This is a genomic window from Arsenicitalea aurantiaca, from assembly GCF_003994485.1.
In the GTDB taxonomy this organism is placed as follows: Bacteria; Pseudomonadota; Alphaproteobacteria; order Rhizobiales; family Devosiaceae; genus Arsenicitalea; species Arsenicitalea aurantiaca.
The window spans coordinates 275,458-288,284 of the sequence record NZ_RZNJ01000003.1 but is presented as its reverse complement, the minus strand read 5'-3'; the positions used below and the strand labels follow the sequence as shown (position 1 = coordinate 288,284).

Annotated in this window: 13 protein-coding genes; 7 read left to right on the top strand and 6 right to left on the bottom strand. The window is 65.7% G+C overall.

The window, feature by feature from the left end; genetic code table 11:
- The first annotated feature begins 98 nt into the window (after positions 1-98).
- The 4 genes from mutL to EMQ25_RS10010 are packed head-to-tail and all read left to right on the top strand — an operon-like array spanning position 99 to position 4,946.
- The gene (mutL, locus tag EMQ25_RS10025; protein WP_127188438.1) at positions 99-1,907 is read left to right on the top strand and encodes a DNA mismatch repair endonuclease MutL; all 1,809 of its coding nucleotides are present in this window, start codon (positions 99-101) and stop codon (positions 1,905-1,907) included.
- Positions 1,908-1,950: 43 nt separating this feature from the next.
- A complete protein-coding gene (xseA, locus tag EMQ25_RS10020) occupies positions 1,951-3,504 on the top strand; it encodes an exodeoxyribonuclease VII large subunit (protein WP_127188437.1) in 1,554 nt (517 codons plus the stop codon).
- A gap of 46 nt (positions 3,505-3,550) precedes the next feature.
- Positions 3,551-3,769 (top strand): DUF2093 domain-containing protein, encoded by a 219-nt coding sequence (locus EMQ25_RS10015; RefSeq protein ID WP_127188436.1) that lies wholly within the window; start codon positions 3,551-3,553, stop codon positions 3,767-3,769.
- Complete coding sequence (locus EMQ25_RS10010) at positions 3,723-4,946, top strand: glycosyltransferase family protein (RefSeq protein WP_158626026.1); 1,224 nt, start codon at positions 3,723-3,725, stop codon at positions 4,944-4,946. Before EMQ25_RS10015 ends, EMQ25_RS10010 begins: the two co-directional genes overlap by 47 nt.
- Here EMQ25_RS10010 and EMQ25_RS10005 read toward each other — a convergent pair.
- The 4 genes from EMQ25_RS10005 to EMQ25_RS09990 all read right to left on the bottom strand — a co-directional run bounded on the left by EMQ25_RS10005 (position 4,913) and on the right by EMQ25_RS09990 (position 7,677).
- Entirely contained in the window at positions 4,913-5,626 is a 714-nt protein-coding gene (locus tag EMQ25_RS10005; protein ID WP_127188434.1) for a lysophospholipid acyltransferase family protein, read from the bottom strand. The two genes, EMQ25_RS10010 and EMQ25_RS10005, sit on opposite strands and share 34 nt — an antisense overlap.
- The gene (locus EMQ25_RS10000; RefSeq protein ID WP_244606548.1) at positions 5,623-5,874 is read right to left on the bottom strand and encodes a DUF4170 domain-containing protein; all 252 of its coding nucleotides are present in this window, start codon (positions 5,872-5,874) and stop codon (positions 5,623-5,625) included. Before EMQ25_RS10000 ends, EMQ25_RS10005 begins: the two co-directional genes overlap by 4 nt.
- A complete protein-coding gene (locus EMQ25_RS09995) occupies positions 5,871-6,710 on the bottom strand; it encodes a 3'(2'),5'-bisphosphate nucleotidase CysQ (RefSeq protein ID WP_127188432.1) in 840 nt (279 codons plus the stop codon). Before EMQ25_RS09995 ends, EMQ25_RS10000 begins: the two co-directional genes overlap by 4 nt.
- A 115-nt stretch (positions 6,711-6,825) precedes the next feature.
- Positions 6,826-7,677 carry an outer membrane protein gene (locus EMQ25_RS09990; protein WP_244606547.1) on the bottom strand — a complete coding sequence of 284 codons (852 nt, stop codon included), beginning with the start codon at positions 7,675-7,677 and terminating at the stop codon, positions 6,826-6,828.
- A gap of 385 nt (positions 7,678-8,062) precedes the next feature.
- On the opposite strand from EMQ25_RS09990, the gene EMQ25_RS09985 reads away from it, so the two are divergent.
- From EMQ25_RS09985 to EMQ25_RS09975, 3 genes are all read left to right on the top strand, one after another.
- The gene (locus EMQ25_RS09985; protein ID WP_127188431.1) at positions 8,063-8,599 is read left to right on the top strand and encodes a DUF6101 family protein; all 537 of its coding nucleotides are present in this window, start codon (positions 8,063-8,065) and stop codon (positions 8,597-8,599) included.
- Between the two features lie 254 nt (positions 8,600-8,853).
- Positions 8,854-9,825 (top strand): ATP-binding cassette domain-containing protein, encoded by a 972-nt coding sequence (locus tag EMQ25_RS09980; protein WP_204569967.1) that lies wholly within the window; start codon positions 8,854-8,856, stop codon positions 9,823-9,825.
- A gap of 10 nt (positions 9,826-9,835) precedes the next feature.
- Positions 9,836-10,597 carry an ABC transporter permease gene (locus EMQ25_RS09975; RefSeq protein WP_127188430.1) on the top strand — a complete coding sequence of 254 codons (762 nt, stop codon included), beginning with the start codon at positions 9,836-9,838 and terminating at the stop codon, positions 10,595-10,597.
- A 4-nt stretch (positions 10,598-10,601) separates the two neighbouring features.
- Here the strand turns inward: EMQ25_RS09975 and EMQ25_RS09970 are convergent, their stop codons facing one another.
- Both EMQ25_RS09970 and EMQ25_RS09965 read right to left on the bottom strand, forming a co-directional pair.
- A complete protein-coding gene (locus EMQ25_RS09970; protein ID WP_127188429.1) occupies positions 10,602-11,969 on the bottom strand; it encodes a glutamate--cysteine ligase in 1,368 nt (455 codons plus the stop codon).
- Between the two features lie 65 nt (positions 11,970-12,034).
- Positions 12,035-12,784: a 16S rRNA (uracil(1498)-N(3))-methyltransferase gene (locus tag EMQ25_RS09965; RefSeq protein ID WP_127188428.1), complete on the bottom strand. Its 750-nt coding sequence runs from the start codon at positions 12,782-12,784 to the stop codon at positions 12,035-12,037.
- Positions 12,785-12,827: the final 43 nt, after the last annotated feature.

The window sequence follows — 12,827 nt, the reverse complement described above, 5'->3', positions numbered from 1 at the left end:
AAATCGGAGAGGCCTTTCGAAGTGCCGCGGGACAAATGCCATTCAGCATTCACGATAGGCGGCCCGGCGCGTATCCTTTGCCCGAAGGAGAATCGCCTATGCCCATCCGGCAACTGCCCGACGATCTGGTCAACCGCATCGCCGCCGGCGAGGTGGTCGAGCGGCCGGCCAGCGTGGTCAAGGAACTGGTCGAGAATGCCATCGATGCAGGCGCAGGGCGGATCGTCGTGACGACGGGTGGAGGCGGGATTTCGCTCATCCGCATCGAGGATGACGGCATCGGCATGGACCGCGCCGATCTCGTCCTTTCGGTGGAGCGCCATGCGACCTCGAAACTGACCGAAGATACGCTCGAAGACATCAGGACGCTCGGTTTTCGTGGCGAGGCCCTGGCCTCGATCGGCGCCGTCTCGGAGTTGTCCATATGCTCGCGCCCGGCAGGCGCCGAGACTGGGCTGAAGCTCGAGATCCTGCGCGGGGAACGGCGCGGCCCGCTGCCGCAGGCGATGAACCGGGGCACCATCGTCGAAGTCCGCAATCTCTTTGCCGCCATTCCCGCGCGCCGCAAATTCCTGAAGTCCGAGCGCGCCGAGGCCGCCGCCATCACGGACGTGATGCGCCGCCTCGCCATGGCCAATCCCGAAATCCATTTCCGGCTCGAAGGTGCGGATCGGACGGCGCAGAACTGGCCCGCCGCACGGGGCGACGGCGCACTCGCGGCGCGCCTCGCGCAGGTGATGGGCACCGATTTCGGCGACAATGCCGTGCCTTTGGGCTTGAGCCGGCACGGCGTCGTCGTAGCGGGCCTGTCGGGCCTGCCGACCTATACGCGCGCCAATTCGTTGTCCCAGTTCTATTTCGTGAATGGGCGTTCGGTGCGCGACAAGGTGCTGCTGGGCGCGGTGCGCGCGGCCTATGCAGATTTCGTTTTCCGCGATCGGTTTCCGGTGATCGCGCTCTTTCTCGCCATCGATCCGGGCGAAGTCGACGTCAACGTCCATCCGGCAAAGGCCGAGCTGCGGTTTCGCGACGGAGGCGCGGTGCGCTCTGCCGTGATCAGGGCCATCTCGGAGGCGCTGGGGGCCGCAGGGTTCCGTGCCGCATCCGCTGCCGAAACCCTGGTCGAAGCCTTCCGCGTCCCCGAATTCGCCGATGCTCCGTCTCCATCGACGTCTCAAGAGGGCGATGCCTGGCGGAGCTCAGCAGCCACGACCCCGGCATCCTTCAGTCGCCCTTCCATAACGCCGCCAGCCTGGATCGGCCTTTCCGAACCGAGCGCGCGCTTCGAGCCCGAACCTCCTGCAGCCGCGGGCCAGGAAGAGCAGGACTTTCCGCTCGGCACCGCGCGCGCCCAGATGTTCGAGAATTTCATCGTCGCCCAGACCGGGGACGGGCTCCTTCTCATCGATCAGCACGCCGCCCATGAACGGCTGGTCTATGAGCGGTTCAAGGCGCAACTCGCTTCGGGCCCCGTCGCGAGCCAGCTCCAGCTGATCCCCGAAATCGTCGAGCTCGCCGAGGACGATTGCGCGCGGCTCGAGGACGCCGCCGCAACGCTGGCCCAACTCGGCCTCCACATTGAGCGCTTCGGGCCGAGCGCCATCGCCGTGCGTGAGACGCCCGCGCTCCTCGGTCGCACCGAGATCGGTCCGTTGATCCGGGACCTTGCCGATGGCCTGGCTGAATGGGGAGATCCCGCGGCGCTGTCTGGACGGCTCGATGCGGTGATCGCGCGCATGGCTTGCCACGGTTCGGTACGCTCGGGGCGTCGGTTGCGCCCCGAGGAGATGAATGCGCTCTTGCGGGAAATGGAAGCGACCCCGCATTCGGGCCAGTGCATCCACGGACGCCCGACTTACGTCGAACTCAAGAAGCGCGACATCGAGCGGCTCTTCGGCCGGCGCTGACCCGCCCCTTGACCCCGCCCGCCGCATGGCGCACCTCTCTGGCATGACCGATATCCTGACCAACGCCGCCGAGTTCACCGTCACCGAGATTTCCAATGCGGTGAAGAGAACCGTCGAGGAGAGCTTCGGCTACGTCCGGGTGCGCGGCGAAATCTCGGGCTTTCGCGGCCAGCACGCCTCGGGACACGCCTATTTCACGCTGAAGGATGCCGGAGCCTGCATCGATGCAGTGGTCTGGAAGGGCAATTTCGCAAGACTGCGCTTCAAGCCCGAGGAGGGGCTCGAGGTGATCGCGACGGGCCGGCTCACCACCTTCCCGCGCTCTTCCAAATACCAGATCGTGATCGAGGCGCTCGAGCCGGCAGGCGCCGGCGCGCTGATGGCGCTGCTCGAGGAGCGCCGCCGCAAGCTCCAGGCCGAGGGCCTTTTTGACCGCGAGCGCAAGCGGCCGCTGCCCTATCTGCCGCGCGTGATCGGGGTCATCACCTCGCCCACCGGCGCCGTCATCCGCGACATCCTCCACCGTCTCGATGACCGGTTCCCGAGCCACGTCCTCGTCTGGCCGGTGCGCGTTCAGGGCGAAACCTGCGCCCCCGAAGTCGTTACAGCCGTCGAGGGGTTCAACGCCCTCGAGGCCAACGGCTCAATCCCGAGACCCGACCTGCTGATCGTGGCGCGCGGCGGGGGATCGATCGAGGATCTCTGGGGCTTCAACGAGGAAGCGGTCGTCCGGGCCATCGCTGCAAGCGCGATCCCCGTCATTTCCGCCGTAGGGCATGAGACCGACACCACGCTCGTCGATTACGCCGCGGACATGCGCGCGCCGACGCCGACCGCTGCGGCCGAGGCGGCCGTTCCGGTGCGCTCCGAGCTTATCGGCTATGTCGAGGATCAGGGACAGCGCCAACGCAGCGCGGCCCGTCGTATCGCCGCAAGCCTGCGCGATCGCCTGCGCGCCGCATCGGCGGGTCTGCCGCGGCCAGCCGATCTCGTCACCGAAGCACGCCAAAGGCTCGATCATGCGGGGGTGAACCTGCTCGCGGCGCTCCGCCATGCCGGCCAGCGCAAGACCATCGAGCTCAACCGCGTCAGCCCGCGCCTGTCCCCGCTGCTGCTGCGCCAGCGGACCGCAGAGCTCTCCCGGCGGCTCGGCGACGCCGGCCGTCGGAGCGATGCCGGTCTGACGCTTTGTATAGAGAGGCGCGACAACCGCCTGCGTACCATCGCGGCAGGGCTTTCCACCCGCGCGCTCGAGGGCGAGATCCGCCATGCGAGGGCGCGTCTTGCGCCCCTGGCCGATCGTCTTGTGGCCGCTCACCGCCCCGCCATCGGGCAGCGGCGGGAGCGGCTCGACACGCTTGGGCAGCTCCTTGCGTCCTACAGCTACCGCAATGTGCTGGCGCGCGGTTTCGCCCTCGTGACCGATGCCGAGGGAGAGATCGTACGCGCTCGGGGATCGCTCGCCCCCGGCGACACCATCAGCATCGAATTTGCCGATGGCGAGATCGGCGCGACGATTGCAGGTGCGCCAGCCTCGCCCGTACGGCGCAAGAAATCCGGCGCGGTCCCCGAAGCCGGGCAGCAAACCCTCTTTTGAGCGACGCGCCGCCCTACTATATGAAGGCCAGAAAAGGGCCCAGCAGATGAACATATTCGACAAGGGCTTCGGCCCGACCGAGGCACAGATCCGTTATCTCGATGGCGATTACGTCGTGATCCGTCCGGGCAATTTCGTCCGCTGCGCGATCACGGGCGCATCGATCCCGCTCGATGAGCTCGCCTATTGGAACGTCGATCGGCAGGAAGCCTATGCCGATGCGCAGGCAGCACACGAGGCCTATACCCGCCACGGGCTCGGCTGAGGTGCAGGACGGCGCGGATTACCGCGTCCTGATCCTGTCCAACGGCCATGGCGAGGACGCCATCGGCGCCGAACTCGTGCGGCGCCTGCCGGCCGGTATCACCGCTGAAGCCTATCCGACCATCGGCAGCGGCGCCGCCTATCAGGGCGTCTGCCCGATCGTCGGGCCCCGTGCCGTCCTGCCGTCAGAGGGGTCCCGCGTCCATCGGGGCTCGCTTCGCGCGGATCTGCGGGGCGGCGCCATCGGAAGGCTCGTCGCCGGGCTCCGCTTTCTGCGCACGCTCCGCAATCGCCATGACGACATCGTGGTGGTCGGCGACAGCCTCGGGATCATCGCGCTCTGGCTCGCCGGGCACCGCGAGGTGCTGTTTCTCGACGTCTACAAGACCGGCTTCGGGCGACCCTATGGCTGGCTCGAACAGAGGCTCGTGCTCAGAACCGCCCGCCACGTCTTCTCGCGCAGCCCCGAACTCGCTGCGGTGCTGAACCGGGCCGGCGGCGCAGCCTCCTGCCATGGCAATGTGATGCTTGACACGGTGCCGCGGGGCAATTTCGATGCCTCGGCGCACCGCTCCAGCCCGCATGCGGTGACGCTCCTGCCCGGTAGCCGCGGCGACGCCCCCGAGAATTTCGCTCTATTCGCGGCCGCCCTCCGCCTGCTGCCCGCCGCCCAACGTCCAGATGTCTTCCTCGCGCTGGCCGGCACGCTCGATCCGGAAACACTCGCTTCGGCTACTGGGCTGACATTCGCCGCTGGCGGGACAGGCGATGGCCTGGGCAGTCTCGAAGACGAGGACTTGCTCATCCATCTCGTGCGTGGCCGGGCGCTGGGCAATCTCCTCGAGGCCTCCGACGCCGCGCTTGCCCTATCCGGCACGGCGGCCATTCAGGCGATGGGATCAGGGGTTCCTGTCATCGGCTTTCGCGGAGCGACCGAGCGGCATAGCCGCTTTGAGGCAGAATCCGCGCTCTTCGGGCCCGGGCGGATCGCAGTCGCCCCGACACCAGAGGCTTTGGCCGGATCCCTGTCGCATCTGCTTTCCGATCCGGAGGATCGGGCGCGCCGTGCGGCGATCGGTCGGGAGCGGGTGGGTGGTACCGGCACGCTCGAGGCCGTGCTCGGGGTCCTCGAGCATCGTCGGCGTCAGCGGTCCGCGCGCGCCAGTGCTTCGGCGTAGAGCGCGTCTAGACGGGCCTTCAGTGTTGCGGCGGCGGTCTCGTCGTCCATTTCCGGTCCGACCTCGAGAGGCTCGCCCATCATCGTCACGATCAGCGATCCTGGATGGTTGATCTGCATCCTGTCCCAGAGGCGCTCGATGATCGTCCGGCGCGAGCTTGCTGCGGCCAGGGGCACGAGCGGTCGTCCAGATTTCCGGGCAAGGGCGATCACGCCTTTCGAAACGGCGCGGCCGGGCACCGGCGGCACTTCGGCGCAGAGATAGACCGATCTGCCGTCACGCAATCCCCGCAGCAGGTTGCGGAAACCGGCCATGCCGCCCGTTCCATGCACCTGCTTGAAGCTCATTCCCGTGCCGAGCACGGCGGTCATGCCGAAGGCGCGGCCATATTCGGCGGCGATCTGTCCGTCCGGGTGCGGGGAGGCAAGCGCCACGACCCGCTTGGGATCGGGGACAATCAGCGGTATCGCGAGGATATTGGCGTGCCAGGAGACGTAGATCGCCGGTTCGAGCGCTGCCGACCGGGCGCGCAGGTCGGAGGGTTCATCGACGATGCGGGAAGTGCGGCGCACGAAGCGCGTGTAGAGCGCCAGAAGCCGCCCGACAAGGCGGCGCAGCCAGAGCGCGTCGATGAGCCCGCGGCTTTCCGCTGGCCCGTCCGGGCCGGGCGAGGGTGTCAACGCGGATCGGTCTGGGGATCAAGCAGCCGGTGCAGGTGAACGATGAAATAGCGCATCTCGGCGTTATCGACCGTCAGCTGCGCCTTCTGCTTCCAGACCGCATAGGCCGAGGCGTAATTGGGGAAGACGCCGACGATATCGACCTCGGTGAGATCCTTGAAGGTCACGCCATCGAGGTTCGAGAGCTCTCCACCGATCACGAGGTGAAGAAGCTGGGCCTGGGAATTGCCTTGGGCGGTGGCGGTCACGGTGTCCTCCGTTCGGGGTCGGGGCTTTCGGGGCATCCATATACGTGCCGCAATGCCGAGTGCAAGACCGGCTTCAGCCAGTCATGCCCGAGCGCGGCAAGGGCGCCATGGCGCACCTCCGGCCGGTTGAAGACCGGCGGGCCCGAGCAGACGTCTTCGAAGTCGGCGCCGGCTTCCGCAAGGATGATGGCCGCGCCTGCAATGTCCCAGTCCTGCGCGCCCCGCCTGGCCACTGCTGCATCGAGCTTGCCCGTTGCCACCTGCACCAGCCGATAGGCTAGCGATGGGTAGGCCGGGCCCCGGGCATAATCGAGCCCTTCGGCCTGCAATTGCTGGTGGACGGCGCCCGGCGCCGGGATCAGCGGCGCCGTGCGGCCTGTCGGAACGGTCGGTTCGATCGATGCTCCGTTGAGCCGAGCCCCTCCGCCCTCGAATGCATCGTACATCTCGTCGCGCGCGGGAGCGTAGACGACCCCCGCGACCGCCCGTCCATCCTCGACGACGGCGAGTGAAACCGTCCAGCTGTCCTCGCCTCGGATGAACCCGCGTGTGCCGTCGATCGGATCGACGACAAAGACCCGGTTTCGCGAAAGACGGGCATCGGTATCGGCCGTTTCCTCGCTGAGCCAGCCATAGTCCGGACGGGCGCCGAGCAATTGCGCCATCAGAAACCGGTCGAGCACGATATCAGCCTCGCTGACCGGCGAGGCGTTTTCCTTCGTCCAAGTCTTAAGCTCGCGCCGGAAATAGCCCGAGGCAATGATGCCGGCGGTCACCGCGCTTGCGCGCAGCAATTCCAGATCGTCTTCCGCTGTCGTGGAAAAGGCGCCGGCCATGATGCATCCGAAGGGAAAGGCAGCGTCCTTCTAGGCCGCGCATCCTGAGGGTGCAAGTCGGCTTTCGCCATGGGAGAGGAGGGCCCGGCCGAAGCACCGGCCGGGCCCTACGAGATCAGAACCGGAAATTGAGACCGGCCCGGACGGTATGGAAGGAGACGGCAGAATCCATCACCAGACCAAATTCCCCCAACTCGAGGTTGAACAACTCTTCCTGGCCGAGATTGGTGTAGAGGTACTCGGTCTTGAAAGTGACGTTGTCGAGCAGCGCATATTCTATGCCGCCCCCCACGGTCCACCCGATGCGTTGGGTCGTCTCGGAGACGCTGAAGGGTTCGCTTTCGGAATCGTCCTCGCCAATGCTGAACTCGCCGTTGATCGAAGAGGTGACCTGCCCCCAAGCGAGACCGCCGGTGACGTAGACCATGAAGCGATCATGGGCGTAACCGAGCCGCGGACGAAGTGTCGCGAACCAATCGAGCCGACTGCCCGCGTCAAAGGAGAGTGCGCTGCCTTCGGGCAGGAGGAAGTCTTCGAGAAATTCCGCGTCGGCAGAAACCCGTCCGTCGATCGTGCTGCCCTGGATGTCGGCCTCTATGCCGAGCACGAACTGGTCCCATTGGTGATTATAGCCGATTTGAGCGCCGCCCACGAAGCCGCCAGAGGTTACATCTGCGCTGCCGCCGATGATCCCGATCGTGCCCGGTGGGGCATCCGGTATCGTGCCGACGCTCAAGGGCGCCAACGCAGGGGTTGGTTCGTCCTCTCCGTAGACCAAGTAGGGATGCTCCATCACGCCGCCGCCATAGCCGCCATTGATGCCGACGTAAAAGCCGGTCCAATCATAGCTTTGGGGCACGTAGACCGGCTCCACCGGAGCGGGGTAGACGCCGAAATCAGCCGCCTGCGCTGCGGTGCCGAGGAGGCCTGTGACGAGCGCAGCGGACAGCATAAGATGCTTCTTCACTTGCTTCTCCAAAGTTGCGGTGCCCCCACGACTTATATCGCACGAGTCACGGGCTCTCCGCGAGGCCAATTACGGCAATTGCCACGCATTTGGACTCTCCTGTGGCAAAAAGACGGCAGCTGCTCAATTTGGATCAACTGTACCCGGCGTCGCGATTCCCCTCCTCAAGGACGGTGCGGCGCTTGCCGCCGGGCATAGTAAACGGGGTCCTGCGCGGATTGTTTAACTGTGCCTTGCAGAGGGTGAGATCCCGCTAACCCTCTTCAAAACCAACGCAAACTTAACCGAGTTTCTTAAGCCGCCGGGCAATGGGCGGGGCTAGATTGGGTCCATCGAAAAGAGAGCGGCCGACAACAAGCTCTCGAAAGTTGACAGTGAGGCAAAGATGGTTCGTGGCGTTGCGATCGAGGGATCGACGGTCATCATGATGTTGGGTGCAGGCAAGGGTAAGGGCGCCGCTGGTCGGCTCGCGCCGCGGTTCGGTCCGGCCAACGACAATGGCCCCAAGGATCCGGTGAACACCGTCACCGTCCGGAAAATGCTCGAAAAGAGCGGCGTGGCGATCAAGATCAAGGTGCCCGTCACCGAATATGTTGGGGTCGCGGTCTCCACAAGCATCTCCGCGGAGGGCCAGCTCACGAGTGCGATCGAGCTCATCCATGGCGATCCCGAGCTCAACTACCGGGTCTTCGAGGAAGAGGGCAACCACAACGTCGTCGCCGAATGGCAGAACTGGGGGCGCAAGCTTCGCCTGCCGCTCTTCATCCGCGCCGGTGACGGCAGCCTCCTGCCATACTCCCAGCAGGTCGATGGCGTGGCCCTCGGCAATGCGACCGGCAGACGGAAACTGGCCGCCGAGGCGGGTCGTCGCCCGCGCTTTTTGAACCGGCGCAAGACCGGTACCGGCGAAACCCTCGTCTGACGCACGAGCCTGTGAAGCGACAGCTGCAACCTTAAGCGTTAATAGCCGTTAATATGTCACCAGCCGGCAACGATCCCATGCACGTTTGACTTGTCCGGCACGATGGTCGGGATTCCCCAAGCACCGACCGTCTTTGGCAATAAGAAGCGACCTCCAAGAACGCTGACGCAGGGCTCCCACGAAAGTGGGGGCCTTGCGGCTTTTTGGGTGTACGCTATCTTCCTCGGCATCTCCCACCCTTCGGTTTCACCATCATGACGACTGGCAACGGCGCGCCCATCATCGTGGCGAAGGGTCTGAAGCGGACCTACAAATCCCGAGGGAAGCCTGTCGAGGCGGTGCGCGGGATCGACCTCACCGTTCGCGAAGGCGAGATCGTCGGCTTTCTCGGCCCCAATGGTGCTGGCAAGACCACGACCCTCAAAATGCTCTGCACACTGCTCGAGCCGACGGGGGGCGACGCAGAAGTCGTCGGCTGTGATCTCCGCGCCGATCCGGTCGGCGTTCGGCGGCGGATCGGCTATGTTTCCCAGGCTGGCTCCACCGCATCCAACGCGCTTGCCGGCGAGGAAATCGTCAGCCATGCCCGGCTCTACGGCATCGGCAAGGCCGAAGCGGAACGGCGCGGTCGCGCGCTCCTCGACGCGCTCGACCTCGCCGACGTCTGGGACCGCAAATGCGGCTCGCTCTCGGGCGGCCAGCGGCGGCGGCTCGATATCGTCATGGGGCTCATCCACGAGCCGCGCCTCGTCTTCCTCGACGAGCCCTCGACCGGACTCGACCCGCAGAGCCGTGCCAATCTCTGGGATCATATTCGGGGGCTGAGGGACAGGATGGGCACCACCATCTTCCTTACGACCCATTACATGGACGAAGCCGACGCCCTCTCGGACCGGATCCTCGTCATCGACCATGGCGCGATCGTCGCCGAAGGCACGCCGGCGGCGCTGAAGGCGGGCGTCTCGGGCGATACGATCACGCTCAGCTTTGCCGATCACGAGACGGCCGAGCGCGCGGCGGACATCGCCGGCAGCCTGGATGGCGCGGACACGCCCGAAGTCGAGGACGCCGTGCTCCGGTTCCGCGTGCCCAATGGCGGCACGGCATTGCCGCAGGTCTTTTCGGCACTCGGGCAGGCCGGCCTCACCCCGATCGGCGTCGAGGTGAAACGGCCGACACTCGACGATGTGTTCCTCACCATGACGGGGCGCTCGCTGCGCGACTGAGGAGTTGATCATGACCTTCTTTAACGACCTCTGGGTGGTGTTCACCCGCGCCATGCGCCTCTCGCTTCGCCAGCCGCTCTGGGTCGCGATCGGGCTCCTGCAACCCATCCTCTATCTCACCCTTTTCGGGCCCATCCTCGAGCAGGTCGCCCAGACCCCGGGATTCCCCCCGGGCGATTCCTGGCAGATCTTCGTGCCGGGCCTCCTCGTGCAGCTCGGCATCTTTGGAGGGCTGTTCGTCGGCTTCGGCATCATCGCCGAATGGCGCACGGGCGTGATCGACCGCATGCTGGTGACGCCGGCGAGCCGCACTGCGCTCATCGCAGGGCGCGTGCTGCGGGACGTCATCGTTCTGGTTGTGCAGGCGATGATCCTCGTCGGAGCCGCCTGGTTCCTGGGGCTGCGCGTATCGATCTGGGCGCTGCTGGCCGGGCTCGTCATGGTTGCGCTACTGGGCGCGGCCTTCGCCTTCATCTCCTACGCCGCCGGGCTCGCCATCAAGAGCGAGGACGGCTTTGCGCCGGTGGTAAACTTCTTTGCGCTACCGGTCCTGCTGCTCTCGGGCATATTGCTGCCCATGACGTTGGCCCCGCGCTGGCTGCAGATCGTCTCGGATTTCAATCCCTTCAAGCACATCGTCGAAGCGCTGCGCGCCATCTTCCGCGGCGATTTCGGTTCGCCCGAGGTGCTGCTGGGGAGTGTGCTGGCGGTGCTGCTGATCATCATCGGCGCCTGGGTAGGCAACCGCGTCTTCGCGGCACAGACGAAATGACCGCCTAGAACGCGGCGCGCTCGAAGACGCGCGAAATGTCGCCCTGCCATTCGCCTTTGTAGAGATCGACCAGATCCTCCGCCGCGGTCTTGCCCGTTCGGAGGGTCTCGGCAATCGGCGCGAGGAAGATGGTCTCGTCTTCGCCTTCCCAGTTGAGGTTTGCCCGACGAGCGAGGCCGCCTCGGGCAAGCTCGAGCATGCGGGCCCCGATATCGGCCACTGTCTCGTTGCGGAAAGGTGTGTGGATGGCGCTTCGCGGCACGGCCCGGCGCAAGGCGTCGCGCTCCTCGGCCGTCCAGTCCTTCACCATCTCCCACGCGGCATCGAGCGCCGCGCTGTCATAGAGCAGCCCCGTCCAGAGCGCGGGCAGGGCGCAGAGCTCCTGCCAGGGGCCCGCATCCGCGCCCCGCATTTCGAGATATTGCTTGAGGCGCACTTCGGGAAAAAGCGTCGAGAGGTGATCCTCCCAATCCTTGATCGTGGGCTTTTCCCCGGGCAGCTGCGGCAATTGCCCGCCGAGAAACGCCCTGAAGCTCTCGCCGGCGCAATTGATGTAACGCCCCTCGCGCACGACGAAATACATGGGCACGTCAAGCGCGTAGTCGGCATAGCGCTCGAAGCCCATCCCGTCCTCGAACGCAAAGGGTATCATGCCGGTGCGGTCGGGGTCGGTATCGAGCCAGATCTGCGAGCGGAACGAGAGATAGGGGCTGGGCTTGCCGTCGATGAACGGTGAATTGGCAAAGAGCGCGGTCGCCACCGGCTGCAGCGCGAGGCTGACGCGCAGCTTCTTGACCATGTCGGCTTCGTCGGAAAAATCGAGATTGGCCTGCACGGTGCACGAGCGGAACATCATCGAGGTGCCGAGCGTGCCGACCTTCTCCATATAGGGCCCCATGATCGCATAGCGGCTCTTGGGCATTTTCGGAATGTCGGCGACCGACCAGGTGGGAATGGCCCCGAGCCCCAAAAAGCCGATCCCGAGAGGTTCGGCAATGGCCCGCATCAGCTTCAGATGCTGGTTGGTCTCCACGCACGTCTCGTGCAGGGTCCGCAGCGGGGCGCCGGAAAGTTCGAATTGTCCACCGGGCTCGAGCGAGATGGATCCGCCGCCATTGGGTTGCTCGAGCCCGATCAGTGCATCCCCATCATGGATCGGGCTGCTGCCCGTGCGGTCCATGACGCCCTCGAGCAGCGCGCGAATGCCGTTCGATCCCTCATAGGGAACGGGCGAGTTGTCCTTCCGGTAGAAGACGAATTTTTCGTGCTCGGTGCCCACGCGCCAAGTGTCCTTGGGCTTCGCGCCGCGCGCCATCGCCTCGATGAGGTCGGCGCGGGATTCGATCTGGGGCGAGGGCTTGGCGCCAGGCATGGCGACTCCGGGGCGGTAGGTTTTCACCGGGACAATAGCGGGGCAAAAGTTGAAAGCAATCCCTTCTATCGCCAATCACCGATGATTGCCTGAATGACCGCAAGTGCGGCGACGGCTGCCGTATCGGCCCTCAGGATGCGGGGGCCAAGGCTGATCGGCACGACGAACTCACGCTTCAGAAGCGCCTCGCGTTCCTCCTCGGCAAAGCCCCCTTCCGGACCAACCAGAAGGCCGATCGGGCGGCCCGCAAACGCCCCGATGACGTCGATGGGCGAGCCGGGTGCGGCGGCCTCGTCGGCAAAGAGCAAGATGCGTTCGGCATGCTGGGCGTCCCACTCGGCGAGCAGGGTTTCGAGGCGCACCTCGTCGCGAACCTCGGGCACGCTCAGCACTTCGCACTGTTCGGCCGCTTCGATCACGTTGGCGCGGATCTTTTCGATCCGGGTATTGCGCGCCTGGGTGTAGCGGGTCACCACCGGCTGCACGATCCCGGCGCCCATCTCGGTCGCCTTCTGCACCATATAGTCGAGCCGGCCGGTCTTGAGAGGCGCAAAGCCATACCAGAGGTCGGGCGCCGGCGTCTGGGCAGCAATCTGCTCGACGGCTTCGAGCGTTACGGCCTTTTTGGACGGATCGATGATGCGCATGCGCCAGGCGCCGTCCCGGCCGTTGAAAGCAATGATCTCGTCGCCCGCCCGCATGCGAAGGACCGCGCCGAGATAGTTGGACTGCTCCCGCCCGAGGGCGAGGGGCGCCTCGCCGGGAAGGGGCGCATCGATATAGAGGCGCTGCAGGGATTTGTACGTGCGGGGCATCTTGCCTCGGGGGCTCGGGCTGGCGATAAGCTCGCAGGCGATT